A 25,256-nucleotide genomic window follows, 5' to 3' on the forward strand; every position below is an offset into this window, starting at 1 on the left:
TCAGGCGAAACGGTACGGCGTGAGGTACTCCGGGAGCACGACCTTGGTGCGCGGGCTGATCTTTCCCACCGCCGCGACGAAGGCGTCGAGGTGCGGTTTGACCGACGGATCGGGCTTCGGCGGGTTCGTCAGCGCGGTCTCGAAGTTGTCCCAGTGAACCGGGACGACGACCGGCGGCCGGCCCAGGGCCGTGATGATCCGCTCGGCGTACGCGTAGGTCGAGTCGCTGGCCTGCATCGCGATCATCGCGACGTCCGGGGACAGGCCGGCCACGTTGCGTTCGACGAAGTCGCTGCCGCCCATGAAGAACACCGAGGGGCCGTCCTTGACGGTCACCTGGTAGGCGAGGGTGTCACCTTCGGGCAGGTCGGCCACGGTGTGCGGCTTTTCCGGCTGGGTGAGGCGTACGCCCGGCAGCGCGACCGAGTACGCGGCGTTGCGGCTGTGCAGGGAGGCGACGACCTCGACGGTGTAGGCGCCGAAGTCGAGCACCTCACCGCCCTTGACCAGCCCGAGCTGACCGGACGGGACGTCGGAGGCCCGCGCCAGGTTGTAGGCCGTCATCGTGCCGATGACCCGCGCGCCGGTCTTCTGGGCGATGTAGGGCACGTCGTTGAAGTGGTCCCAGTGCGAGTGGGTCACCAGGACCGTCTCCGGCCGGCCGACGTGCCGGTCGACGGTGCCCGTGGCCACCGTCAGCTCGGTCGCCGGATCGAACGACCCGGTGAACATGCCGGTGTCGTACCGGCTGAGGTACGGGTCGACGAGCAGGGTCCGCGACCCGATGTCGATCCTCCACCCCGCCGTCCCGAACCACTGGAACGTCGCGCTTGTGCTCTTGCCCCTCGCCTTGGGCGCCGCCTGCGCCTCACCGGTCGACGACGCCGCGTACGCTCCCGCCACCGACACGACGGCCGTGCTCCGCAGGAAACGCCGCCGGTCGACTCGCTGTCCGGACACGCTGAATCTCCCCCTTGTGATGGACGATCAGGCCGCATTCGACCATCGGGGCACCGGCCGCGTCCAAGATCACAGAGGCGTAAGGCGCATAGGCGTATGGATATGAGAGCAGGTCATCGCAGGGCCTCGACGGCGGCGCGGGCGGCCTCCCCCATCGCCAGATCCACGTCGATGCGGCGCGGGTCGAGCCGTTCGGCCCGCGCGAAGATCGCGATGGCGTACCGGCGGCCGTCGGGGTACTCCGCGACCCCCGCCTCGTTGTGCAGGCCGGGCAGGGTGCCGGTCTTCGCGGCGACGCGCACCGCCGGCGGGAAGCCGCTGGGGATACGGGTCCAGAAGACCTGGTGACTCATCAGCTCCCGGACCATGGCGCACGCCGCCTGCGGACCGGCCTCGTCGCGCCAGATGAGGCTCAGCAGACGGGTGATGTCCCGCGGGGTGCTCGACGTGGTGCGTTCCGGGTCGAACACGCGCAACGCCCGTACGCGATCCTCCGGCAGGGTGGGGAAGATTCCGGCGAACTCCGCCTCGGTCCGGGCACCGACGTCCGCGAACACCGACTCCAGGAGCTCCCGCGGCCCGCCGGTGACCCGGGTGCGCGTCAGGCCGAGCTCGCCCGCCAGCAACGGGAGGGTGTCCGGGCCGATACGGCGCATGAGCAGGTCGGCGGCCGTGTTGTCGCTGATCGACATCGTGAAGTACGCGAGGTCGCGGAGCGAGGCCTCGACGTCGTCGGCGCACCCCGCCATCCCCCAGCCGCCGAGCCGGTCCTCGGCCCGTACGAGGAGGCGCTCGGCCGGGTCGAGCTGACCCGCGGCGACCTGCCGGGCGAACTCCAGGACGAGAAGGATCTTGAACACCGACGCGAGGACGACCTGCCCGTCGGGGTCGAGGCCGACCTCCCGGCCGTCGTCGACGTCGACCACGTGAAGCCCGGCGCTGACGCCCACCGAGGTGAACGTCCGGGCGATGAGATCCTCCGTCCGCACCCGGTCACGCTATCGGCCTCACGGCTCCCATACGCGATCACGTATCGTGTCGGCGTGGATCTTTCCCGTCATCTGCGGTACTTCGTCGTCACCGCCGAGGAGCTCCACTTCGGCCGGGCCGCGGAGATCATCGGCATCGCCCAGCCACCGCTCAGCCAGTCGATCCAGCGGCTCGAGCGGGAGCTCGGCGTCGCGCTGTTCGACCGTTCCCGCCGCCAGGTCGCGCTGACGACGGCGGGCCGCCTCCTCCTCGACGAGGCACGGGACCTGCTGGCCCGGGAGCAACGGCTGCGCCTGCTGATGCGGAAGGCCGCGGACGGCGCCCTCGGCACACTGCGCGCGGGCGTCCCGCCGGAGACGCCGGCGGTGTCGCTACAGGCGCTGTCCCGCCGGCTCGGCGAGGAGGTCCCCGAACTCGACGTCGACCTGCAGGAGCTGACGACGGCCGAGCAACTGCGCCTGCTCGCGTCGGGCCACCTGGACGTCGGCCTGGTGCACCATCCGGTGGAGGCGGCCGACCTGCGGTTCGGCCCGTCGGTCGACGTACCGCTGGGAGTCGTCCTGCCCCGTACGTCCCCGCTGGCGCGGCTTCGCGAGGTGGGGCTCGGCGACCTGGCCGGCCACGGCCTCATCCTGGCCCCGCGTACGACGGCACCCGGCTGGTACGACCACGTACTGGAGGTCTGCCGGGAACACGGCTTCACCCCATCTTTGCTGCGGCACGCTCGCAATCCGGAGTTCCTGCTCGGCCTGGTCCTCGGCGGCCACGGCGTCGCCTTCGAACAGGAGACCCTGGCCCGCAGGGAGCCGCGGGTGGCCTGGCGCGCCCTGACGGACGGCCCCCTGCTGAGAACCGTGTCGGCCGCCTGGCCCGCCGACATGACCCACCCGGCGGTCCTCCGGTTCGCGACGACGGCGGCGGAGGTCATCGCCGGAGACCAGGCCCCGCCTCCGCCCGCCGCCCCGGTCGGCTCACGCCCGTGGTCGGTGGTCTACACGGCGGGCGGGTGAGCCGGTCAGCCCTGAGACACGGGGTCTCAGGGCCGTTCCTGCGGGTGGTTCAGCCGATGGTCACCACGGCGTGCATGCCGCCGAAGGCGTGCGGCAGACCCGACGTGGTGTCCGGGATGTAGTCGAGCACCGCGTATGTGCCGTTCGGCAGCGTGTTGTCGACCACGGCGGCCCGGCCCGGCGTCTGAGTGCCGAAGTTCAGCACCGAGCCGCCGGTCACCGTCGGGTTCGTGCCGCCGGCGAACCAGGCGGTGAGGTCCGCGTCGGTCGTACCGGGCTGGACCTGTACGAGCTGCGCGAAGTGCAGCTCACCCGAGTTGTTGGAGATCCGCAGCGGACCGCGGTGCAGCTTGCCGCCGGGGCCGCTCACCACGAACTGATCGGGCTCCGTCATCGAGACCGACTGGTTGGCCGCCGGCAGCGTGGCGTGCGTCGTGCCGACCACCCGGAACGGCTGGGCCGTCGCCGCCGGGTTGTTGACCTGTGCCGCGTAGTAGGAGCCACCCGGCAGAACCGTCTTGTACGACACCTGCCCGACGGCGCTGAGACCGCCGTAGAAGGTGGTGTTGTCCACGAACCACCGCATCGCCGCCGCGGCCGTGGCGGCGTCGGCCTGCCAGTTGCCGGCCTCGGTGATCTTGACGTCCATCTGCGCGAGCGTCGCACCGTTCCGAAGCTGGAAGGTCTCGGGGTCGGCGGCGGTGTACGCGCTCGCGATATTGACATTGACGAGCCCGGCGCGCAGCGTCGAACCCTGTTGAATCGCCACCTGCCCGGCGGAATCCTGGCTGACGCGCAGGGTGCCATCGGCCGATGCCGACGCGGGGGCCGCCGTAAAACCGAGCGTGGCGACGGTCACCATCGCCGCCAGAGCGCTCACGATCGTGGATCTCACAAAGGCTCCTCTCGAGGCCATTTCTTGACCTCGCCGAAGATGTCCAGGCGCCGTTGGGCCGCCATCGCCTGAATCATGGTGCACACAGGCGTGCCTCCGGTTGTGGATCAAGAAAATCGCCGACGGCGCCTGGCCTCCTGGACGCTCCGCCGCCCGGCGCGGCGCCGCCGTACCGCCCGCGTCAGGACATCGGCTCGACCCATTGGGAGCGCCAGGCGGGCGCGTCGAACGGGTCCGCGAAGTACTGCGTCTCGTGGACGACCTTCCCGTCGCGGAACTCCATGATGCTGGTGGTGAAAGCCGGTTTCCCGTCGTAGTCGATGACATATTCGGTAATCCACAGGTCCCCACCGCCGAGAATCCTCCGAATGGTGAACCGCAGCCTGGCGGGATGGTTCGAACGCAGCGCCTGCAGGTTGCCGCGGCCACGGATACGCTCGCCCGACTGGGGATAATCGACCAACACGTCGTCGTGATAGATCTCGTGCTCGACGTCCTGATCCCCTGAGGCGGACGCCGCCCAGTGACGGTCCAGCGCAGCCCGGATCTCCTGGTCTCCCACCACGTCATCTCCGATCGCCCGGCCGTCGGGCGAACCGCCGCCCCTGCTGATCACCTTAACCATCGCCATAGGATCAGAGATCTCCGTGCCAGTACCGGGAACCGTGTCATGACCAGTGGGACCAAGTACCTTCTCACCAGCGACGACACCGGGGATGTCCGGGCACACGTCCAGGAGGCCGTCGGTCTGCTCAGCTCTGATGGAGACGGCGAACGGCGGGTCCGCCTGCTGGGATGCGCCCTTCAGGCCGGACTGCTGACCTGCCTCGACCACATCGGCGGCACGAGAGCACGGGCAGGCAACGCCGACCTCACGCTTCTCGCTCCCTCCGGAGCGGAGATCGGCGGCTACTTCGTCGCCGATTGAGGGTAGAAGAGGCCTCGGTGCGCGGGTCAGGCCTGGTCGATCTGACCGTACGCCTGTGGTGCGACGATCTGCTCCCCTCTGCACCACCACGCCTCCCCGTCGCGGCCCCGATGATCCGCCCGGCGCCGAATACGAGCTCGACGGGCGCGACGTGGTGGACGAGGACAGCTTCTACTGCGCCCTCGGTGAGGCCGTGAACGGTCCGGGCGGCTGTTTCGGCTGGAACCTCGACGCACTCGCCGACTGCCTACGTGGCGGCTGGGGGGCGAGACCCCCGTTCACCCTGTACTGGCGTCAGCCTCACAATGCCCGGCCGGCCCTCGCCTCCGTCAGCGCCCCGCTTCTGGAGGTTCTCCGCGAAGGCGGCGTGAGCGTGCGCTGAGGTCCACCACCGGAAACAGACCCCCGGCGTACCGCACGGGTCAACCGATCGGTTGATCGGCTCGGCCGTACGGCCCAGCCGGGGTCTCAGTCCGCGGGCCGCGGGATTTCGCCGGGCGGTCGATACCGCGTACGGGCGGGTTTCGGAAGGCTCAGTGGTACATGACCGCGACGGACGGGAACCCCATGCCGGCAATGATCGAGGTGCAGAACCTGCACAAACGCTACGGAGAGACCGTGGCGGTGGACGATGTCTCCTTCACCGTCCAGGAGGGGGAGATCTTCGGGATCCTCGGCCCCAACGGCGCGGGCAAGACCACGACGGTGGAGTGCGTCGAGGGGCTGCGAAGGCCCGACCGGGGTGAGATCAGTGTGCTCGGGCTCGACCCGCAGCGGGACCACGCCGCGCTGACGCAGAGCCTCGGTGTGCAGCTCCAGGACGGCGAGCTGCCCGACCGGCTGAAGGTCGGTGAGGCGCTCGAGCTCTACAGCTCCTTCTACGAGGCACCGGCGGACTGGCGCGGGCTGATGGAACAGCTCGGGCTCGGAGGCAAGCGCTCGACCAGGTACGGGAAGCTGTCCGGCGGCCAGAAACAGCGGCTCTCGATCGCGCTGGCGCTGGTCGGGAACCCGCGGGTGGCGGTGCTCGACGAGCTGACCACCGGCCTGGACCCGCAGGCCAGGCGCGACACCTGGCAGCTGATCGAGGACGTGCGCGAACGCGGCGTCACGATCGTGCTCGTCACCCACTTCATGGAGGAGGCCGAGCGGCTGTGTGACCGGATCGCGCTGATCGACACGGGCCGTGTCGTCGTGGTGGACACCCCGGCAGGGCTGACCGAGCGTGTCCAGACCGAACAGCGGATCCGGTTCCGGCCGTCCGTGCCGTTCGACGACACGCTGCTGACCGGCCTGCCCGACGTGACCAGCGTCGTCCACCGGGGCGAGGTCGTGGTGGTCACGGGCAACGACAACGCGCTGAACGCCGTCACCTCCGTGCTGGCGCGCAACAACGTCGTGGCGCAGCAGCTCCGCGTCGAGCAGGCGAGCCTGGAGGACGCCTTCGTCGCGTTGACCGGCCGGCACACCGAGCAGAGCCAGAACTGAAAGTGGGAGTCATCATGTCCGTCACCACCGCAGCACCGCCGGCCGCAGCGTCGCGGTCCGGGCTCGGGCGGCTCACCGTCACCGAGCTGAAACTGTTCGTCCGCGAACGGGTCGGGCCCATCTGGGGCGTCGGTTTCCCGATGCTGCTGCTGATCATCTTCGGCAGCATCCACTCCTTCAAGGAGCCGCAGAAGGACTTCGGCGGCGCCACGACGCTCGACATCTACGTGCCCGTCCTCATCGCGTTCACGATCGCGATCCTCGCGCTCAGCGCGCTGCCGATGGTGCTGGCCGGCTACCGGGAGAAGGGCATCCTGCGCCGGCTCCAGACGACGCCGATGGGCCCGGTCCGGCTGCTCACCGCCCAGCTCGCGGTCAACTTCGCCGTCACCGTGGTCACGGTGGTCGCGATCCTCGTGGTGGCCAGGCTCGCGTACGGCGTGGGCCTGCCGAAGCAGCCTGTGGGGTTCGTCGTCGCCGCGCTCCTCGCCGCCGCCGCGCTCATGGCCGTCGGCCTGTTCGTCGCAGCGACGGCCGGGGGCGGGCGCACCGCCCAGGCGATCGGTACGATCCTGTTCTTCCCGATGATGTTCTTCGCCGGCCTGTGGGTGCCCATCGCCCAGATGCCCGACATTCTGCGCCACATCAGTCACGGCACCCCGCTCGGCCCGGCGGTGCAGGCGTTGCAGCGGGCGTCCGAGGGGCACTGGCCGCACCCGCAGCAGCTGCTGGTCATGGCGGCGTACGCGGTGGTGTTCGGGCTGACCAGCGCTAAGTTGTTCCGCTGGGAGTAGGTTGCGGCGGGAAGGACTCAGATGAACGATCCGATGCCGCGCACCAGACGGGATCCGTTCGGCGGGCGGCTGCTTCCGATCGTGTCCGTCGGGCCGTACGTCCTGCTGGCGGTCCTGACCGTCATCACGGTGCCGATCAGGCGGTCCAGCGGTGATCCCTACGTCGTCGACCTCGCGCTGTGCGCGCTGACGGCGGCATGGATGCTGTGGATGTTCACGCTGCATCCGGCCTGGCACGACCGGCCGCGGGTCATGGCGCTGTTCGTGACCGTACTGATCGTGCTCATGGCGGTCCTGGTGAGCAGGGATCCCTGGTTCGGGCTCTTCACGCCCGCCGGCTACATCTACTCCTTCCGGCTCCTGTCGTGGCCTTCGGAGCTGGCCGCCATCAGCGGGGTGTCGATCGTGGCGGGCACCGCACAGGCGACCGACGTCCCCAAGACGAACGTCTACGGCGTCCTCGCCTACCTCGCGATCGTCGCCGTGAACGTCGTTCCCTTCTGCGGTGTCGCCTGGCTCGGCCGCAAGGGCCAGGAGCACGACGATCTCCGTGAGCAGGCCCTCGCGGAGGTGAGCGAGGCGAACCGCAGGCTCGAGGCGAGCATGGCCGAGAACGCCGGTCTGCAGCAGCAGCTGCTGACCCAGGCGAGGGAGGCCGGGGTCTCCGACGAGCGGCAGCGGATGGCCCGCGAGATCCACGACACGCTGGCGCAGGGGCTCACCGGGATCGTCACCCAGTTGCAGGCGGCCGAGCAGTCCGCCGACGATCAGGCGCTGTGGCACCGGCACGTCCAGGCGGCGACCCGGCTGGCCAGGGAGAGCCTGTCGGAGGCCCGGCGTTCGGTCCACGCGCTGCGGCCCGAGGCGCTGGAGACCGTACGGCTGGGCGAGGCGCTGGCCGGCGTCGCCGAACGCTGGTCGGCGCTGCACGGCACCGGGGTCCAGGTCATCACGACCGGTACGGCACGGCCGATGCCGCCGGCGGTGGACGTCGCGCTGCTCCGTACGGCCCAGGAGGCACTCGCGAACGTCGCCAAGCACGCGCGGGCCACCAAGGTCGGGCTGACACTGTCTTATATGGAGAACGAGGTCGCGTTGGACGTACGTGACGACGGCAGGGGCTTCGAACCGGCCCGGCTCGGCGAACACCCGGACGCGCGGGACGGCGGGTTCGGCCTGGTCGCGATGCGGCAGCGCGTCGAGAGCCTGTCCGGGACACTCCAGGTCGAATCCGAACCCGGCGCCGGTACGGCCATCTCGGCCTGCATCCCGGCCGCGGGAGCCGGCGCATGACCGGCACCCCGATCAGGCTGCTGATCGCGGACGACCACCCCGTGGTCAGGGACGGCCTGAGCGGCATGTTCGCCCGCGACCCGGGCTTCGAGGTACTCGGCGAGGCCGGCGACGGCGCCGAGGCGATCCGCCTCGCCCGGGCGCTACGGCCGGACGTGATCCTCATGGACCTGCGGATGCCGGGCATGGACGGCCTGACCGCGATCACCGAACTGACCCGGCAGAGCATCACCGCGCGCGTACTCGTGCTGACCACGTACGACACCGACAGCTACGTCCTGCCGGCGATCGAGGCGGGCGCCACCGGCTACCTGCTGAAGGACGCCCCGCGAGACGAACTGCTGCGTGCGGTACGCGCGGCGGCCCTGGGCCAGGCCGTGCTCTCGCCGTCGGTGGCGACCCGGCTGATGACCCGCGTCCGCGAACCGGAGACCAAGCCGCTGAGCCGGCGGGAGCTCGAGGTGTTGTCGCTGGTCGCGGCCGGAACGACGAACCGGGACGCGGCGGCCAGGCTGCTCATCGGCGAGGCCACGGTCAAGACCCACCTGCTGAACATCTACGTGAAGCTGGGCGTCAGCGACCGCGCCGCGGCGGTCGCCGAGGCGTACAACCGCGGCCTGCTCACCCCGCCCGAACCGGAAGATCCCTGACGCCGGCTCGCTGAAAGGCCGGTCGCCCCTGGCAAAATCGGCCGGGTGCAGATCGGGATGCTTGGGTCATTCGAGGTACGCACCGACGACGGCGCCCTTGCCGACGTACCGGGCGCGCGGCTTCGTGGATTGCTGGTCGCCCTCGCGCTCCGGCCAGGGCACGTGGTCCCGAAGGCGACGCTCGTCGACTGGATCTGGGGTGAGCATCCGCCGGCCGACGCGACGAACGCCCTCCACCGCCTGGTCTCCCGTCTGCGGAAGGCGCTGCCGGACCGGTCGGTCGAGGGGCGGACGAACGGCTACCGGTTGACGGTCGAGCCCGACGCCGTCGACGCGGTGCGGTTCGAGCGTCTCGTCGGCCAGGCCCGCGACGACGATGATCCACGACGCGTACGGCTGCTGCGCGAGGCCCTCGCGCTGTGGCGCGGCGCGGCCATGCAGGACGTCGGCCTGCCCGACAGCGCGGCGTTCGACGCGGCGGTCACCCGGCTCGAAGGGCTGCGCCTGACCGCCATGGAGGACCGGTACGACGCGGAGGTCGGCCTCGGCCACGGCGGCGAGCTGGTCACCGAACTGACCGACCTGGTGGCCGCGCACCCGGTGCGCGAACGGCTCGTCGCCGCCCTGATGCGTGCCCTCGTCGCGATCGGCCGCGACACCGACGCACTGCTCGTCTACCAGCGTATGAGAGAGGCCCTGGCCGACGCGCTGGGCGTCGACCCCTCGCCGGAGCTGGCCGCACTGCACGTCGCTCTGCTGCGGGGCGAGCTCGGAGGCCGCGAGGAGAACCAGAGGACCAACCTGCGCGCCGAGCTGACCAGCTTCGTCGGCAAGGACGCCGACGTCGCCGCGGTCCGCGAGCTCGTCGCCGGGCACCGGCTCACCACCCTGGTCGGGACGGGCGGCTCGGGCAAGACCAGGCTGGCCACCGAGACCGCGCGTACGCTGCTCGGCGACCTCCCGTACGGAGTCTGGCTGGTCGAGCTCGCGGCCATCGGCGCAGGCGGTGACGTGGCGCAGGCGGCGCTCGCCGGGCTCGGCCTCCGGGACACTCTGCTCGGCGGGGCGCCGAGCGCGGAGCTCACGGACCGGCTCATCGCCGCGGTCCGCGAGCGGGAGGCGCTGCTGATCCTGGACAACTGCGAGCACGTGATCGAGTCCGCGGCGGCGTTCGCCCACCGGGTGCTCGGGGAGTGCCGGCGGCTGCGGATCCTGGCGACGAGCAGGGAACCGCTCGGTATCACCGGTGAGGCGCTGTGGCTGGTCGAGCCGCTGGCCCTGCCGGAGGGGGACGCCGGCCCCGAGGAGATCGAGTCCTCTCCGGCCGTACGGCTGCTGCGCGACCGGGCGGCCGCGGTGCGCAAGGACCTCGCGGCCGACCCCCGTACGTTGTCACGCGTCTGCCGTGCGCTCGACGGGATGCCGCTCGCGATCGAACTCGCCGCGGCCGGGTTGCGCACCATGTCCGTCGACCAGCTCGCCCACCGCCTCGACGACCGGTTCCGCCTGCTGACCAGCGGCAGCCGTACGGCACTGCCGCGGCACAAGACGCTCCGCGCGGTGGTCGACTGGAGCTGGGAGCTCCTCACCGACGCCGAACGAAGGGTCCTGCGTCGGCTGTCGGTGTTCGCGGACGGGGCGAACCTGGAGGCGGCCGAGCGGGTCTGCGCCGGCGACGGTGTCGATCGGGGTCAGGTGCTGGAGCTGCTCACCGCGCTGGCCGAGAAGTCGCTGCTGGTCACCGAGGATGACGGTGCACCGCGCTACCGGCTGATCGGCACGATCAAGGAGTACGCCGGGCAGCGGCTCGCGGAGGCGGACGAATCAGGCCGTACACGCCAGGCGCATGTCGCCTACTTCACCGAACTCACCGCGACCGCGGAGCCGCACCTTCGCCGCGCCGAGCAGCTGGAGTGGCTCGCCGTACTCGAGGCCGAGCACGACAACATCGGCTCCGCGCTGCGGGGTGCGCTCGCGGCAGGGGAGGCGCAGGCCGCGATGCGGCTCGCGGCGGGCGCCGGCTGGTACTGGTGGCTCGCCGGGCACCGGGCCGAAGGCATCGAACTGCTCATCGCGGCCACCGAGACGCCGGGTGAGGTGACCGACGAGGTACGGGCGACGGCGTACGCGCTCGTCGTGCTGTTCGTGAGCTCCGGGCGGGGGGACGAACGCCAGGCGGCGAAGTGGATCCACGAGGCGTACCGGCTGGGCCGGCGCAGCGGGTCCCGCGCCCCGTGGCAGGCGCTGGTCACCCCGCTGGAACACCTGTTGCGGGCGCCGGATGACTTCCTGTCCGCGTGGGAACCGGCGCTGGGCGACGAGGATCCCTGGGTCCGCGCCCTGGCCCGGCTCCAGCTCGGCAAGATGCGGATCAATCTGGGCCGGGACGAGCAGGACGCGGACGCGTGCCTCGAGACGGCGCTCGCCGAGTTCCAGGCGATCGGCGAACGGTTCGGGATCTCGTTCGCGCTGACCGAGCTGGCGGACAGGATGGCGACGCGCGGCGATCTCGCCGGCGCATGCGAGCGCTACGAGCAGGCGATCGCCGTCGTCACCGAGGTCGGTGCCGTCGAGGACGTCATCCGGATGCGGTCGCGACAGGCGCAGCTCTACTGGCTGCTGGGCGACGAGGACTCCAGCGCGGCCGCCATGACCGAGGCGCAACGGTGCGCGGAACGGGTCACCTGGCCCGACGCGCTGGCCGAGCTGGCCTTCGCGAAGGCGGGACTCGCCCGTTGGAGCGGCGACACGGAGGAGGCGCACCGGCAGCTCCGCGTCGCGACGACGATGCTGGGCGACGAGGCGGAGCGCGACTACATCCGTGCGATGGCCCACGACCTGCTCGGCTACCTTGCCGACGATCTCGCCGAGGCCCGTACGCACCGTGTGGCGGCTTTCCGGGCGGCGTCGGAGGCGGGATACCCCCTCATGATCGCGCACGTGCTCGTCGGGGTCGCCGACCTGGCGCTGCGCCGCGAGGAGTACGGGCAGGCCGCGCGGCTGCTCGCGGCGAGCGCCGGCGTACGAGGACTGCAGGATCGCTCCCATCCGGATGCGGCCCGGATCGAGCAGGCCGTACGGCACCGCCTCGGCGACGTCGGGTTCGCCGAGGCGGTTCGGGAGGGGACGGGTACGAGCTGGTCTCAGCTGGTCACGGTCACGCTCGCTTGTTGAACGTGGAACGCGCCCACACGTATCCGACGACCGCGATGCCGGCGCACCAGGCGACGGCCGTGATCGCGTCGCCGGAGGACGGCGCGCCGTTGAGCAACCCGCGCAGGGTCTCGATGATCGGCGTGAAGGGCTGGTACTCCGCGAACTGCCGGAGCCCCTGCCCCATCTTGTCCGCCGGTACGATCGCGCTGCTGAAGAACGGCAGCAGCACCAGCGGCACGGCGGCCATACCCGCCGTCTCCGGAGACTTCGCCGCCAGTCCCAGGGCGACCGTGAGCCAGCCGGCCGCGAACGCGAGCAGCACGATCATGCCGATCACGCCGAGCCAGTCGAGAAGACCCGCCGAGGGGCTGAATCCCAGCAGGAATGCCACGCCGATGAGCGCCGCGATGGCGATCAGATTGGTCAGCAGACTGGCGATGACGTGAGCGGTCAGCACCGCACCGCGGGAGACGTCCATGGCCTTGAAGCGGTTGATGATGCCCTTCGTCATGTCGGAGTTCACCGACGTCGCGGTGCCCCCCAGCCCGTAGCAGACGGCCAGCAGCATCAGCCCCGGCGTCGCGTAGTCGATGTAGTCGACACCGACGCTGAAAGCGTCGCCGAGCATGTAGACGAACATCAACATGATCACGATCGGCATCAGGACCGCGTTGAACACCGAGGTCGGATTCCGCGTGACGTGTTTGAAATTGCGGCGCAGCATGACCAGTGAATGGGGCTTGGCGCTCATTTCGCGGCCTCCGTCTCCGTGGAGCGGCCCGTCAGGGCGAGGAAGACATCGTCGAGATCCGGCGTGTGCACGGAGAACTCTTCGGCGTCGATCGAGTGCTCGTCGAGTTTGTTCAGCAGGACCCGCAACGACTTCACCTCACCGTCGCCGGGAATCCGCAGTGTCAGGTCCTGGTCGTCGCGCGTGGAGCCGGTCAGGAGCCGCGCCGCCGCGTCGAGCCCGGAGACGTCGGCGAACCGGAGCCGGACGTGACCGCCGGGAACCTGGCGTTTGAGCTCGCCCGGAGTGCCCTGAGCGACCAGGCGGCCCTGGTGGAGCACCGCGACCCGGTCGGCGAGGTGGTCGGCCTCGTCGAGATACTGGGTGGTGAGGAAAATGGTGACACCGTCCGCCACCAGTTCCCGGATGATCTCCCACATCGTCCGGCGGCTGCGCGGGTCCAGTCCGGTCGTGGGCTCGTCCAGGAATATGACCTGCGGGTCGCCGATGAGCGTCATCGCCAGATCCAGCTTCCGGCGCATTCCTCCGGAATAGGTGGACACCATTTTCTGCGCCGACTCCACCAGGTCGAACCGCTCCAGCAGCCGGGTGGTCCTCTTCCTGCTCTCTTCGGACCTCATGCGTTTGAGATCGGCCATCAACCGCAGGTTCTCCTGGCCGGTCAGCAGCTCGTCCACCGCGGCGAACTGACCGGTGACCCCGATCACTTCGCGCACCTTCTTGGTCTCGGTGGCGACGTCGTACCCGGCGACCTTCGCCGTCCCGCCGTCGGCCTTCATCAGCGTGGTCAGCACGTTGACGGTCGTCGTCTTACCCGCCCCGTTGGGGCCGAGCAGGGAGAAGATCGAGCCCGCTTTCACCTCGAGGTCGATGCCGTCGAGCACGACCTTGTCCCCGAATGCCTTCCGCAGCCCTGAGACCGCGATCGCTGAACTTGTCATGCGACCACCATCGGCGCCGCCTCTGACACGCCTCCGCCACGCACCTGTCACGGCCCATGGCACGCCGTCTTGTCAGGGCAGGTCGCTCATTCGACCGGCAGAGAGGCGTGGGCCGGCCGGGGGCCGGTCAGTACCGCCCGGGCCCTGACGTGGAGCAGGGCGGTACGGGTGAGCATCATGATCACCGCCATGAAGATGAGGGCGTCGGTGAGGGCGTCCGAGGAGACCGAATGGGTGGCCATCCATTCGCCCAGCTGCCGGCTGAAGACGTGCTCGCTGCCGTACGAGAAGCCGATGCGTGCGCCGACCACGGCGAGCCATGTCACCGCGTAGCCGATTCCGGCACGGGACTTGGCACAGCGGCGGCCCTTGGCCACGCCTTCGTGTACGGGCATGAAGAAGCTGACCAGCAGTCCCAGCAGAAGCCCGGCGGCCGTGCCGGCGACTTCCAGCGCCAGGCCGTACCCGCCGGTGGCGAGATGGCCGAGAAAGAACGGCACGATGGCGGCGGTGGTGACGACCGGGCGGAACACCCGGAATCGAGAGACCCTCCGCGTGCCCAGATCCGATTCCAGCACGACGAAGAGGACCGCCAGATTCAAAATCCATACGCTCATGTCCATGGCGGCAAGGTAGGAATTCGAACCCGTTCCCCACATCGGTCGGTCGACCCAGATCGGGTGGATCGAAACCCCACCCGATCTCCACCCGCCCTAAGGCCGTCTCCCGGCGAGGGTGAGGGCCAGCCGTACGGCATCGGCGCGCGAGTGCAGGTCGGCCTTGGCGAACAGATTGTTGATGTGGGTCTTCACAGTGGCCTCGGTGATGTAGAGACGCCGCGCGATCTCGTTGTTGCGCAGACCCTGGCCGATGAGGTCGAGGATCTCTCGTTCCCGTACGGTCAGCGGAACGGCCGTCTCCAGAGCGGGCGTGCGGGTGGCGAGGGTGAGGAGCCGCGCCTGCACATCGGGGTCGAGGACCGCCTGCCCGGCGTGCGCGCCGCGTACGGCTTGGACGATCTTCGCGCGGTCCGCGTCCTTGGTGAGGTAGCCGCGGGCGCCGGCGTGCAGCGCCGCGAGGATCGACTCGTCGTCCTCGAAGGTGGTCAGCACCACGACCGGCAGACCGGGCCGGGCGGCTCGAATCCGGCTCGTGGCCTCGACTCCGCCCATGACCGGCATGTGCAGATCCATCAGCACGACCTGCGGGTCGTGCTCTTCGACCGCGGTGACCGCCTCCTCGCCGTTGGCGGCGGTACCGACCACGGTGATGTCCGGGTCGAGGTCGAGCATGACCGCGAGCGCGTCCCGGATCGCGGCCTGGTCGTCGACGACCAGCAACCGGATCGGCGTCATCGCGGCAGCTCCAGTCGGACGATCCACCCCGAGGCCGGCGGTTCGGCGGGGCCGGCGTACAGAGCGCCCCCCAGCAGGCCGGCGCGCTCACGCATCCCGACCAGGCCCATCCCACCGCCCGAATGGTCCGGGGCGCCGGGCTCGGCCGTTCCGGTATCGGTGACGGTGAGCCGGACCTGCCGGTCGGTGTAGGCGAGCAGGAGGTTCACCTCGGCGCCGGGCGCGTGCCGGTGCGCGTTGGTGATCGCCTCCTGTGCCGTACGGATGACCGCCTGGGCCACCTCGACCCGTACCTCGTCCGGCTCACCCGCGACCTCGAACCCGGCCGCGCTCCCGTACGCGATCCCGGCGATGGTCTCGGAGAGCGGCAACGTGTCCTCGCGCAGCGCGTGGATCGCGCGGCGGGTCTCCCCGATCCCCGACACCGCCAGGGCCCGCGCTCGCCGTACGGCCTCGTTGGCGTCCTGGTCGCGGCCCTCGCCGTGCAGGGCGTCCGCCATGTCCAGTTGCACGGCGACGCTCGACAGGGCGTGGCCGAGTACGTCGTGGATCTCCCGGGCGATACGTCCCCGTTCCTCCAGCGTGGCCTCCCGAGCCTCGGACGCGGCCGCGCGCCGGCTCTGACGGGCGGCGAGGTCGGAGGCGGCCAGTGCGTCGGCCCTCTCCCGGCGGGCGAGGCCGATGTAGACGGGCAGGCCGACGACGACCGGAGTCCACCAGGACGAGTCGTACGGCACGTGCAGCACAGCGGTGGCGCCCCAGGTCGCGGCGGCCGTGACGGCCATCCCGGCGCCGACGATGGCGAACGCGGCCCGCCGGGAGGCCAGCTTCTCCCCGGCGGTGACGGAGGCGAGGAACACCAGTGCCATGGCCGCCGTGTCGTGCGCGAAGGGGAACAACATCGCGCCGCCGGCCATGAACACCGACACGAGCGTTATCTGCACGACGTCCGGCAGATGACGCCAGGGCACGTACGAACACGCGGCCCCCGCGGCGATGGTGACCACCGCCAGGCCCCAGGCGAACAGGTCCGGCGGGCGCTCGACGAACTGGATCAGGCTCACCACCAAGACGGCCCCGATGACGAGCGGCCGGATCAGCTCGTCGGCGAACCGCGCGTCGCCGGCGGGACGTGTGTCGTCAGGCTCGGCGTTCATCGCGAGACATCGTCCGCTGATCGCATGGATCGGAGCCGCCTCCTCTGCCGGTACTGGACCCCGCCGACCCTAGGAAACCAGAGCTTCGTCGTCGTGGGTCGGCCGCCCTATCCCGGGTGGACGTCCGGCTCCACCCGTTGCGCGCGAAAAGACCCCGGGGCCCGATGGCTCCGAGGTCTTTCTCCGGGTCGAGATCGCGTTACAGCCCGCAGGAGCCGCGGTCGAGGTGGAAGTACTTCGCGTTGGCCCAGCGACAGAGCCACATGCCGACGGCGACGCCGGCGATCGTGACCAATGCGGGGAGGTAGCCGGTGGCGACCTGGACGATCGGGATCGCCGGACATCCACCCGAGATCGCCCAGCCCGTACCGAACAGCACGGCGCCCGGGATGACGCCGGCGTGGATCCGGCCGCGCGTACGGCGGACACCGACGACCGCGAAGACCACCACGATGATCGCCACGGCGCCGGCGAAGGCGAAGAACATGCGCAGGTCCTGGAAGGTGAACATGCGGTTGAGCTGGGCGTAGTCGCCGAAGCCGATGTTGGCGACGACGAAGCCGAGGACCAGGCCGGCGATGACGTTGGCCATCAGGAACGCGCCACGGGTACGCATCAGATCACCTTCCACAGCAGGAACGACACGAGGACCGCCGTACCGAAGAACACAGCGGTCGCGACGATGCTGACCGGCTGCAGCCGCCCGCAGCCGCTGAGGCCGTGACCGGAGCTGCACCCTCCGGCGAGGCGGGTACCGAAGCCGACGAGGATGCCGCCGACGAACAGCACCGCGAACATGGTGGGCCGGTCGGCGGTGACGATCTGGCGGAAACCCTCGCCCATGTCCCCGCGGAGCTTGAACCGCCCGCTGGTGACGGCCGCCACCCAGCCACCGACGAAGACCGAGATCAGCAAGGCCGCCTGGGCGGCCACCGGTACCGAACGCCGATTCGCGATCGGGGCGCTTTCCGCCGCCGGTGGCGCGACGTCGTGTGCGGGGTCGTGTGCGGGCGCTTCGGGAAGGGTTCCGAAGTGTTCGGCGGTGGCGGCGGAAAGCGCGTCGACGAGGGCGCGCTCATCGGTGAACTCGGCTTCCATCTGCTCGATACGGCGTTCGGCGCGCCAGTGCAGGACGCGGTCCCATGCCGAGGACACCCCGAATGACTTGTCCGTGGTCAGGGTGTAGTTGACGGTGACGAGCGCGAGACCGATTGCCCCCGCCCACCAGGGCCAGTAGCTCATGCGGGACCTCTCATCCAATTGGCGAGCCGTGTCCACCAACGGCGCGTGGGTTCTTTCCGCCGGGACCGCGCGAACGGGTCGTCTCGGCGCTGCGCGGCCCATGAGCGGGGTTCGGGCGGCCGGGGCGGTGGTGCTTGTCGCGGAGGCGGCGGTGCCTGTCGCGGAGGTGGGGGTGCCTGCCCGAGCTGGCTCGAGCCGAACCGGTCGAGGTGGTGTGCCTGCTTCCCGTTGGGCAGGAGCGAGATCGGCACAGGCTTGCCCTCGAGTGCCATCTTGTACCGGGCGCAGTCAAGCCAATGGTCCTGGCTGTCGCAGTAATGGTTCCGCCAGCCACGCAAACTCGTATTCAGCAGCGGAAAGAGGGGACAACCGGCGATGTGTGAACAGGGCACGCCGCTCCGATCCGACAGACGTACGCCACCTGGTCGAGATAGATGGCCTGGGCACACTCTGGTCGTTGACCAATTCGGATAGTGATCTTAACTGACACGATCCGGCATGGTCATGGATTCGGAGACGGCCAAGCACTCTGCGTGTCTTCGGGCAACTCTTTTCGCATGTCAGTGGCCAGTTACATCATTTTGAGGACTGTCCACGGACCCGTACGATGCATTGCCGGTCGGTAATGTGGGTCGTCGGCGACGACGGTCTCGGCAGCCCGCCAGAGCCAGGCGGCGCGACCGGGCGCGATGTACGCGTGCAGATCGCCGATGACCGTGTCGGTGTGGAGGCTTCCGGCCGAGCGGTACGAGGCGAGGACGTCATCGACGGAGGCGCCGAGATAAAGGCAGATAGTCGCCTTTCATCGTCGACCGCGGTAACGACGAAGGCGTCAACATCAATGGACGAGAGCAGTTCGGCCCGGCCTTGATGAACCCGCCCAGGTGAAGCGCCGAAGATTAGGTCTCGACACCGGGGAAGGCGCGCAGTGCCAGGTCGACGACGCGAGCCAGATCTTCGCGCGTGGCTCCGGCGGCGGCATGTACGGCCAATCCTTCGGAGACGGTCGTGATGTAGCGGGCGAGGTTGTCCGGGTCGTTTCCAGGTGCCAGATCGCCTTCTTGGAGCGCTCGGCGGAAACGGTCACGCATCGCCTCTTCTCCCGCTTTGCGGGCGCGTGCCAGCGTCACGGAGACGTCGGCGTTGGCCGGGCCACAGGACAGGCCGCTCTGGATGGAGAAGCATCCGGCCGGCCGGCCGGGCGCGGTCACGGCCTTGATGTTCTCCCGCAGAAAGATCTCGGCGACCTGCCGCGCCGTCGGGGCGGCCAGCGCCTCACGTGCGTAGGCCATGTCGATCTCGGCGTACCGGGACAGCGCCCGGTCGAACAGGTCCCGCTTGTTGCCGAAGGCCTTGTACATGCTGGTCTTGTTGATGCCCATGGCCTCCGTGAGGTCACTGAGCGAGGCGCCCTCGTAGCCCTGGCGCCAGAACACCTCGACCGCGCGGTCCAGCGCCTGGTCGAGGTCGAAACCGCGCGGCCGGCCGATGACGGGCCGCTGAGTGGCGCTCATGCCCTCATGATAGCCACTCCGCAACCGCTCGGTACACAAGTCCTGCGCGGTGTGCTAGCTTCCATTGCGTACCGAACGGTACCTAAATTGTGCCAGGTAAATGGGGAGATAGACCAATGGATTCGCTCGAGAACAAGACCGCGATCGTGACCGGCGGCACCACCGGAATCGGACTGGCCGCCGCCCGGCGGCTGGCGGCGGAGGGCGCGTACGTCTTCGTCACCGGCCGACGCGAGGCGGAGCTGGACGCGGCGGTGGAGAAGATCGGCCCCAGCGCCGTCGGCGTGCGGAGCGACGTGTCGGACCTGGCGGACCTCGATCGCCTGTACGCGACGGTGGAGCGGCAGGGCCGCCGGGTGGACGTGCTGTTCGCCAACGCCGGCGGTGGCTCCTTCGCGTCGCTGGAGCAGGTGACCGAGGAGCATTACGACCAGACCTTCGACATCAACGTCAAGGGCACGCTGTTCACCGTGCAGAAGGCGCTGCCGCTGCTCAACGAGGGTGCGTCGGTCATCCTGACCTCCTCCACCGCCGCCAACAGCGGCGCCGAGGCGTTCGGCGTCTATGCCGCCACGAAGGCCGCCATCCGCTCTTTCGCCCGTACGTGGGCCAACGAGCTCAAGGGGCGCGGCATCCGGGTCAACGCGATCAGCCCCGGACCCATCGACACACCCGGCATCACCGGCCTGGCCCCCGACGAGGAACAGGCCGGACAGCTGAGGGACTTCCTCACCGGCCAGGTACCGCTCGGCCGGATGGGCCGGCCCGAGGAGGTCGCCGACGCCATCGCGTTCCTGGCCTCCGACCGGAGCAGCTTCATCACCGGCATCGACCTGTACGTCGACGGTGGCCTCAACCAGATCTGAGCGATCCGCCGGACGGGCGGGCCTCAGCCGGGCAGCGTGCTGACCTCGCCGCCGTCGGCGAAGAGGATCGCGCCGTTGACGTAGCTGCTCGTGGGGCCGGCGAGGAAGGCGACGATCTCGGCGATCTCGCGGGGCTCCCCCGCCCGGCCCCGGGCATTGACCCGGTCCAGTACGGCGAGCTTGTCGCCGAACATGGCGGAGGTGCCCTCGGTCCTCACCGGGCCGGGTGAGACGGTGTTGACCCGTACCCCGCTGCCGCCGAACTCGGTCGCCCAGTAGCGGGTGAGGATCTCGACGCCGGCCTTGGACGCTCCGTGGGCGGCACCGATCGGCGCGGGTGTCCTGGCGGCGCTGGACCCGATCGTGATGACCACACCGTGCCCTCGCTCGGCCATGGCCGGAACGAGCGCGCCGACCAGGAGGAACGGCGCTCGGGTGTTGACCGCGATGTGCCGATCGAACCCGGCGGCGTCGGTCTGCGCGGTCGGCGTGAAGTGGTAGACACCCGCGCCGTTCACCAAGATGTCCACCTCACCCGCCTCCGCGGCCAGCCGCAGTGTGTCCTCGGCGTCGGCCAGGTCCGCGGCGACGAACCGGGCGGATCCGCCGCCCTCCGCGATCTCCTTGACGACGGCGTCACCGCGGGCCTGGTCCCTGCCGTGCAGGACGACGCTCGCGCCCTGTTCGGCCAGGCGCTCCGCCACGGCACGGCCGATGCCCGAGGTCGCTCCGGTCACCAGGGCGATGCTGCCCCGCAAGGGCGTGCTGGCACTCATAGGGATCCCTCTTTCCTGTTCACGTGGGTGCGTACGCGGCCGGGTCGCCGGAGGACGCACACCTTCCGCCAGAACTATGCACGACAGATGTTCTGCTCGCAAGAACATCTGTCGTGCCGCATGGTGCGGTAGGTTGGCGGCGTGAGCGCTTCGACTTCAGCCGCCGGCCCCGGACTCGAAGGGGATCTGGGGTGGGCCATCCGCATGGTCTCCTCGGCCTTCCACCGAGTGGCCACCAGTTCCGTCGAGGACCTGCCGGGTGGGCCGAGGGGCTATCTGGTCCTGGTCGCCCTGGCGTCCGGCGAACCGCCGTCCCAGCTCGCCCTCGCCCAGCAGGTGAACCTCGATCGCACCGTCACGACGTACCTGCTCGACGATCTCGAGGCGCTTCAGCTGATCACCCGCCGGCCCGACCCCCGCGACCGGCGGGCACGCCAGGTCCTGATCACCGAAGAGGGCCGCGCCGAGCTCGAACGCACTCAGCGGCGCCTCACCCTCGCCGAGGAGCGCCTGCTGGCCGACCTCGACGAAGACGACACCCGCCGGCTACGCCTCCTGCTGACCCGCGTGGCCCAGACCGCCCAACGCGAGGCGCTGACCCCCGAGACCGACTGCTGAGTCTTCCGGCGACGGTGAGGTCCGCATCCGACTCGCGCTGATCCGGTCTTCGCGTCGAGCGCGGCCTGCCAGGGGATCGGCGTCGTGTTGCCGCCGGTGACCGGATCGAACGCCGGATAGCCGCCGGTCTCCCAGATGACCGTGACGCCCCAGGAGCGGAGGCGGGTGATGTTCTGCACGAACGCGGGGTGGGAGGTGTGCGCCCGGTTCGACGCCGGGATCGCCGCGATGGGCAAGCCGAGGCCGATGCCCTCCACGAGGATCCCGAGGGCGAGGGTGTCGCAGATCCCCGCGGCCCACTTGTTGATCGTGTTCACCGTCGCGGGCGCGACGATCACCGCCTCGGCCGGCGGCAGAACGTCCGGCTCATCCGGATGCTTGTACTCGCCGACGGATCTACGGAGGGCCGGCGATCCCCCGCCCCCGGCCCCGGATACCGACCGCCGCCGGTCGTCAGCCCGGCAGGCGGCGTGGTCGTGGTTCCACGAACTCCCAGCCCATCGCCCTGCCACCGGCCAGTAGTTCCTCGACCGGCGGGTTGCGGGTCTCGTGCGTCGGCATGCTCGGTACCGTCGCCGGTTCTCCCAGGTCCTCGAAGAACTTCTCGAACCCGGCCGTAAGACACGGCTCAGACCTCCTCGGTGACCAGCACGGTGCGTACGCCGGGCACCTCGGGGGCGGTCCACACGGACTCCACGTCGGCCAGCGGAAGCGCACGGGCGGTGACCGCGATCCCGCCGCGGTCGATCTCGTCCACCAGCGCGGGCAGCTCCTCCAGGTAGGCCCGGGCGGACACGGCGCCCTGGCCGTTGCCCTGCAGCCGGAAGTTCGCCGAGCGCAGGGCGACGGAGGGCAGCTCGACGGTGGGACCGGCCATCGCGCCGATCTGGATCCAGTTCAGCTCACGACCGCGGTCCGTACGGCCGAGCAGCAGCGCCATGATCGCGGAGCCGGCCGGCCTGCCCCACAGGTAGTCGATCACCAGGTCCACCTCGGAGGCCGCCTCGGCCAGGGAGGCGTAGGTGTCGTCGGTGAGCGCGACCGTGGCGTCCGCGCCGATCTCCGGCAGCAGGGCGAGGCGGCCCTGGTCGCGTCCGGCGCCGACCACTCGTCCGGCGCCGAGTCGCTTGGCGACCTGGATCGCCATCTGACCGGCATTGCCGGTGGCGCCCAGGATCAGCACCGAATGGCCGGTACGGATCGGCACCCGCCGGCGCAGCGCGACCCAGGACGACATGGCCGGATTCATCGCGGCGGCGATCTTGACCACGTCGACACCGTCCGGCAGCGGGACGCACCGGCGCGCGTCGACGACGGTGCGGGTGGCCATCGGGCCGGTCAGCTCGTCGTCGGCCACGAAGTAGACCAGGTGGCCGTCCGGGAGCCGGCCGACGCCGTCCACGCCGGGGACCATCGGCAGCTCGCCGGTGCTGGTGTAGTGCCGGCCGGAGGCTCCGGTACGGACCCGGGGGTGCAGTCCGGCGGCGAGTAGGTCGAGGACCACCTCGTCCTCGCCGGCGGGTGCGGGCAGATCGTAGGACTCGTAGCGGGGCGGGTGGTCGAACGAGCGGACAACGGCGGCGTTGATCTCCATCATCGCTTCCTCTGGTCAGGGGTGCAGGACGACCTTGATCGCGCCGGCGGACCGGTCGGCGGCCACGCGGAACGCCTCGGCCGCGTCCGCCAGCGGGAAGCGGTGCGTGATGACGGTCTCCGCGATCACGGGCTGGTCCGCCAGCATCGCGGCCACGTCGGCGAACTCTCGGCGGCCGTCGCAGTGGTCGTACGCGACGGCGTTGATGTAGCTGAGTTCCTTCACCAGGCTCGCCGGGCCGGGGAACGTGGCGGTCTCGAAGTACACGGCGACCACGACGACACGGCCGCCCGGCCGGGCCAGTTCGGCACATCGGGCCAGCGCGGCCGGGCCGCCGGCCGCGTCGATGACCACGTCGTACCGCCCGTGCGGGAGCCCGGCGCCCAGCTTCTCGGCGGCGCGCTTCTGGTGCTCGTGGCGTGCCTCGACGTCGGCCTCGAATCCCATCCGGCGGGCGGCCGCGACGGCCAGCAGGCCGACGGATCCGCCGCCCACGACGGCGACGCGTTCCCCGGCGACCAGCCGGGCCCGGCGTACCCCGTGCCAGGCCACCGAGCCCGGCTCGACCAGGCACGCGTCCTCCACCGGCAGCATGCCGGGGAGCGGGAGCAGGGTGAACTCCGGTACGACGATCTCCGTGGCCATCCCGCCGTCCCGGAAGATCCCCAGCACGCCGTGCCCCTCGGTGTCACAGCGCTGGACGTTGCCGCTCGCGCACTCCGCGCAGCTGCCGCAGTAGAGCGAGGGCTCGATCGCCCAGGCCCGGCCGTCCGGAGTGGTTCCGGCCGACTCGTGCCCGTACGTGAAGTCGCGCATCCCCAGGGCGGCTAACGACACGTCGGTGCCGCAGATCCCGGCAGAGGCGATGCGCAACCGCACGCCCGGCCCGGATGGCTCGTCGACCGTGACGGCGCGCATCCCGTATTCGGTGTTCCTGACCGCGAGCATTGCTGTCTCCTCGATGACGTACACTAAGCGATCGATGTTCACTTAGGCTAAGTGAACGCAGTTTGCTCCGCAAGAGAAGGGTTCGTATGGATGACGCCGCGCCGATCCGGGCCGGCTCAGCGGCCTGGTGGATCGCCCGGACCGAGAACGCCGACGACCGCCCGCGGCGCCGGCGGATGCTGTCACTCGTTCTGATCGCCGACACCGCGTTGTCCCTGCTGGACACCGAGGGCGCGGAGGCGCTGACCATGCGTCGTCTCGCCCAGCGGCTCCAGTGCAGTCAGGCCGCGCTGTACCGGCACGTCACCAGCCGGGACGAACTCCTGGTCGTCGCCATGGACCGGGCCGTGGTGCTGGGCCTGCCGTCACCGCCCGAGGGCCTGGACTGGCGGCGGACCGCGGAATGGCAGGCGCACGCGTTCCGCGATTTCCTGCTCGCGCATCCGGCACTGGTCGCGTTCATGCGCGGTACCGAACGACTGAGCCCGAGCTCGCTGGCCGGCCTGGAGTTCGCACTCGGCCAGTTCACGGGCATCGGCCTGAGCCTTCGCGAGGCGTACGCGACGGCGTCGGCGTTCGCCACGTTCGTGGTGGGCTCGGTGCAGTTCAACCTGGGCGTGGACACCGCGGACCCACAGGAGCAACGGATGCGCCAGAGGCTGTACGAGGGCCTGGACCCGCACCGGCACCCGATCATGGTCGCTCACGCCGAAGAACTGTCCCGCATGGGCAGCCGGGAGGAGTTCGAGTTCGGCCTGGCCGCACTGCTGGACGGCGTCGAGGCCCGGATAGCGCGCTGAGCCCGCCGGGATGAAGCGCGGCCGAAGCGGACGTGAAGCCGACGGGACCTTGACTTAGGGCGTCACCGGGAGTGCGTACACACTCCCCCCTTCGTCAGAAAGGAATCGCCGACATGCTCGGAACACGGACGGCCCCGGCGGGTAGAAAGTCATTGGCGCTGGCCATCGCCGCCGGCGCCGCCACGACGGTGGCGGCACTCACGGCGGTCGCCCCCGCGGCGCACGCCGCCACGCGGACGACCGCGAAGACCGTCGCCGCCGACAACTGCTGGAGCGCCAGCGGGCACTGGTGGTGCCACAACAGGGCCGGGGCGCCGGTCTGGTCGCGGGGAGACAACCCCGTCGTGGTCGGGTACATGAACACCACCACGAGCTGGTTCAACTGCCGCAAGGAAGGCGCGAAGAACAACAACGGTCCGCATCCGAACCGATGGGAGTGGACCGAGGCCGACAACGGCGCCTGGGGCTGGATGAAGGACTCGGACATCATCAGCGAGACCAACCCCCTGCCCGGCCTGCCCTGCCCCTGA

The 25,256-nt window shown here is 70.2% G+C and carries 27 protein-coding genes and 1 pseudogene; 12 read left to right on the forward strand and 16 right to left on the reverse strand.

Annotated elements, in window-relative coordinates; all coding sequences use genetic code 11:
* A complete protein-coding gene (locus QWU11_RS34560) occupies positions 1 to 960 on the reverse strand; it encodes an MBL fold metallo-hydrolase (RefSeq protein ID WP_290118707.1) in 960 nt (319 codons plus the stop codon).
* A gap of 113 nt (positions 961 to 1,073) precedes the next feature.
* Positions 1,074 to 1,949 (reverse strand): serine hydrolase, encoded by an 876-nt coding sequence (locus QWU11_RS34565; RefSeq protein ID WP_290118708.1) that lies wholly within the window; start codon positions 1,947 to 1,949, stop codon positions 1,074 to 1,076.
* Positions 1,950 to 2,003: 54 nt separating this feature from the next.
* Here QWU11_RS34565 and QWU11_RS34570 point away from each other — a divergent pair, with 54 nt between their 5' ends.
* The gene (locus tag QWU11_RS34570) at positions 2,004 to 2,960 is read left to right on the forward strand and encodes a LysR substrate-binding domain-containing protein (RefSeq protein WP_290118709.1); all 957 of its coding nucleotides are present in this window, start codon (positions 2,004 to 2,006) and stop codon (positions 2,958 to 2,960) included.
* A 49-nt stretch (positions 2,961 to 3,009) separates the two neighbouring features.
* Here QWU11_RS34570 and QWU11_RS34575 read toward each other — a convergent pair whose 3' ends face one another.
* Positions 3,010 to 3,855 carry a hypothetical protein gene (locus QWU11_RS34575; protein WP_290118710.1) on the reverse strand — a complete coding sequence of 282 codons (846 nt, stop codon included), beginning with the start codon at positions 3,853 to 3,855 and terminating at the stop codon, positions 3,010 to 3,012.
* Between the two features lie 181 nt (positions 3,856 to 4,036).
* Entirely contained in the window at positions 4,037 to 4,480 is a 444-nt protein-coding gene (locus tag QWU11_RS34580; RefSeq protein WP_290118711.1) for a nuclear transport factor 2 family protein, read from the reverse strand.
* 45 nt (positions 4,481 to 4,525) lie between these two features.
* On the opposite strand from QWU11_RS34580, the gene QWU11_RS34585 reads away from it, so the two are divergent.
* The 7 genes from QWU11_RS34585 to QWU11_RS34615 all read left to right on the forward strand — a co-directional run bounded on the left by QWU11_RS34585 (position 4,526) and on the right by QWU11_RS34615 (position 12,182).
* Complete coding sequence (locus QWU11_RS34585; protein WP_290118712.1) at positions 4,526 to 4,783, forward strand: hypothetical protein; 258 nt, start codon at positions 4,526 to 4,528, stop codon at positions 4,781 to 4,783.
* Between the two features lie 55 nt (positions 4,784 to 4,838).
* The gene (locus QWU11_RS34590; RefSeq protein WP_290118713.1) at positions 4,839 to 5,165 is read left to right on the forward strand and encodes a barstar family protein; all 327 of its coding nucleotides are present in this window, start codon (positions 4,839 to 4,841) and stop codon (positions 5,163 to 5,165) included.
* Between the two features lie 185 nt (positions 5,166 to 5,350).
* A complete protein-coding gene (locus tag QWU11_RS34595; RefSeq protein WP_290118768.1) occupies positions 5,351 to 6,271 on the forward strand; it encodes an ABC transporter ATP-binding protein in 921 nt (306 codons plus the stop codon).
* Positions 6,272 to 6,285: 14 nt separating this feature from the next.
* Positions 6,286 to 7,065 (forward strand): ABC transporter permease, encoded by a 780-nt coding sequence (locus QWU11_RS34600; protein ID WP_290118714.1) that lies wholly within the window; start codon positions 6,286 to 6,288, stop codon positions 7,063 to 7,065.
* Between the two features lie 21 nt (positions 7,066 to 7,086).
* Positions 7,087 to 8,358 carry a sensor histidine kinase gene (locus QWU11_RS34605; RefSeq protein ID WP_290118715.1) on the forward strand — a complete coding sequence of 424 codons (1,272 nt, stop codon included), beginning with the start codon at positions 7,087 to 7,089 and terminating at the stop codon, positions 8,356 to 8,358.
* Positions 8,355 to 9,008 (forward strand): response regulator transcription factor, encoded by a 654-nt coding sequence (locus QWU11_RS34610; protein ID WP_290118716.1) that lies wholly within the window; start codon positions 8,355 to 8,357, stop codon positions 9,006 to 9,008. The genes QWU11_RS34605 and QWU11_RS34610 overlap by 4 nt, the downstream gene beginning before the upstream one ends.
* 45 nt (positions 9,009 to 9,053) lie before the next feature.
* Positions 9,054 to 12,182 carry a BTAD domain-containing putative transcriptional regulator gene (locus QWU11_RS34615; protein ID WP_290118717.1) on the forward strand — a complete coding sequence of 1,043 codons (3,129 nt, stop codon included), beginning with the start codon at positions 9,054 to 9,056 and terminating at the stop codon, positions 12,180 to 12,182.
* Here the strand turns inward: QWU11_RS34615 and QWU11_RS34620 are convergent.
* The 8 genes from QWU11_RS34620 to QWU11_RS34655 all read right to left on the reverse strand — a co-directional run bounded on the left by QWU11_RS34620 (position 12,166) and on the right by QWU11_RS34655 (position 19,124).
* Complete coding sequence (locus QWU11_RS34620) at positions 12,166 to 12,915, reverse strand: ABC transporter permease (protein WP_290118718.1); 750 nt, start codon at positions 12,913 to 12,915, stop codon at positions 12,166 to 12,168. The two genes, QWU11_RS34615 and QWU11_RS34620, sit on opposite strands and share 17 nt — an antisense overlap.
* Positions 12,912 to 13,856 carry an ATP-binding cassette domain-containing protein gene (locus tag QWU11_RS34625; protein ID WP_290118719.1) on the reverse strand — a complete coding sequence of 315 codons (945 nt, stop codon included), beginning with the start codon at positions 13,854 to 13,856 and terminating at the stop codon, positions 12,912 to 12,914. Before QWU11_RS34625 ends, QWU11_RS34620 begins: the two co-directional genes overlap by 4 nt.
* Before the next feature lie 86 nt (positions 13,857 to 13,942).
* Positions 13,943 to 14,479 (reverse strand): hypothetical protein, encoded by a 537-nt coding sequence (locus QWU11_RS34630; RefSeq protein WP_290118720.1) that lies wholly within the window; start codon positions 14,477 to 14,479, stop codon positions 13,943 to 13,945.
* A 90-nt stretch (positions 14,480 to 14,569) separates the two neighbouring features.
* The gene (locus tag QWU11_RS34635) at positions 14,570 to 15,211 is read right to left on the reverse strand and encodes a response regulator transcription factor (protein ID WP_290118721.1); all 642 of its coding nucleotides are present in this window, start codon (positions 15,209 to 15,211) and stop codon (positions 14,570 to 14,572) included.
* Complete coding sequence (locus QWU11_RS34640; RefSeq protein WP_290118722.1) at positions 15,208 to 16,368, reverse strand: histidine kinase; 1,161 nt, start codon at positions 16,366 to 16,368, stop codon at positions 15,208 to 15,210. Before QWU11_RS34640 ends, QWU11_RS34635 begins: the two co-directional genes overlap by 4 nt.
* A 199-nt stretch (positions 16,369 to 16,567) precedes the next feature.
* A complete protein-coding gene (locus QWU11_RS34645) occupies positions 16,568 to 16,984 on the reverse strand; it encodes a YeeE/YedE thiosulfate transporter family protein (protein ID WP_290118723.1) in 417 nt (138 codons plus the stop codon).
* Entirely contained in the window at positions 16,984 to 17,712 is a 729-nt protein-coding gene (locus tag QWU11_RS34650; protein ID WP_290118724.1) for a YeeE/YedE thiosulfate transporter family protein, read from the reverse strand. The genes QWU11_RS34645 and QWU11_RS34650 overlap by 1 nt, the downstream gene beginning before the upstream one ends.
* A 797-nt stretch (positions 17,713 to 18,509) precedes the next feature.
* A complete protein-coding gene (locus QWU11_RS34655; RefSeq protein ID WP_290118725.1) occupies positions 18,510 to 19,124 on the reverse strand; it encodes a TetR/AcrR family transcriptional regulator in 615 nt (204 codons plus the stop codon).
* A gap of 116 nt (positions 19,125 to 19,240) precedes the next feature.
* Between QWU11_RS34655 and QWU11_RS34660 the strand changes: the two genes are divergently transcribed.
* Positions 19,241 to 19,990, forward strand: a complete 750-nt coding sequence (locus QWU11_RS34660; RefSeq protein WP_290118726.1) for a glucose 1-dehydrogenase — start codon at positions 19,241 to 19,243, stop codon at positions 19,988 to 19,990.
* A gap of 23 nt (positions 19,991 to 20,013) precedes the next feature.
* Here the strand turns inward: QWU11_RS34660 and QWU11_RS34665 are convergent, their stop codons facing one another.
* Positions 20,014 to 20,766 carry an SDR family oxidoreductase gene (locus tag QWU11_RS34665; RefSeq protein WP_290118727.1) on the reverse strand — a complete coding sequence of 251 codons (753 nt, stop codon included), beginning with the start codon at positions 20,764 to 20,766 and terminating at the stop codon, positions 20,014 to 20,016.
* A gap of 141 nt (positions 20,767 to 20,907) precedes the next feature.
* Here QWU11_RS34665 and QWU11_RS34670 point away from each other — a divergent pair, with 141 nt between their 5' ends.
* Positions 20,908 to 21,384: a MarR family winged helix-turn-helix transcriptional regulator gene (locus QWU11_RS34670; protein ID WP_290118728.1), complete on the forward strand. Its 477-nt coding sequence runs from the start codon at positions 20,908 to 20,910 to the stop codon at positions 21,382 to 21,384.
* Between the two features lie 170 nt (positions 21,385 to 21,554).
* Here QWU11_RS34670 and QWU11_RS34675 read toward each other — a convergent pair.
* The 3 genes and pseudogenes from QWU11_RS34675 to QWU11_RS34685 all read right to left on the reverse strand — a co-directional run.
* Positions 21,555 to 21,749 (reverse strand): annotated as a pseudogene (locus QWU11_RS34675) (flavoprotein); the annotation flags it as partial.
* Between the two features lie 263 nt (positions 21,750 to 22,012).
* On the reverse strand, positions 22,013 to 22,981 hold the full coding sequence (locus tag QWU11_RS34680; RefSeq protein WP_290118729.1) for a zinc-binding alcohol dehydrogenase family protein: 969 nt from the start codon (positions 22,979 to 22,981) through the stop codon (positions 22,013 to 22,015).
* 12 nt (positions 22,982 to 22,993) lie between these two features.
* Positions 22,994 to 23,926 carry an alcohol dehydrogenase catalytic domain-containing protein gene (locus QWU11_RS34685; RefSeq protein WP_290118730.1) on the reverse strand — a complete coding sequence of 311 codons (933 nt, stop codon included), beginning with the start codon at positions 23,924 to 23,926 and terminating at the stop codon, positions 22,994 to 22,996.
* Between the two features lie 86 nt (positions 23,927 to 24,012).
* On the opposite strand from QWU11_RS34685, the gene QWU11_RS34690 reads away from it, so the two are divergent.
* The gene (locus QWU11_RS34690) at positions 24,013 to 24,726 is read left to right on the forward strand and encodes a TetR/AcrR family transcriptional regulator (RefSeq protein ID WP_290118731.1); all 714 of its coding nucleotides are present in this window, start codon (positions 24,013 to 24,015) and stop codon (positions 24,724 to 24,726) included.
* A gap of 152 nt (positions 24,727 to 24,878) precedes the next feature.
* Entirely contained in the window at positions 24,879 to 25,256 is a 378-nt protein-coding gene (locus tag QWU11_RS34695; RefSeq protein ID WP_290118732.1) for a hypothetical protein, read from the forward strand.

The organism is Actinomadura sp. DC4 (genome assembly GCF_030406325.1).
In the GTDB taxonomy this organism is placed as follows: Bacteria; Actinomycetota; Actinomycetes; order Streptosporangiales; family Streptosporangiaceae; genus Actinoallomurus.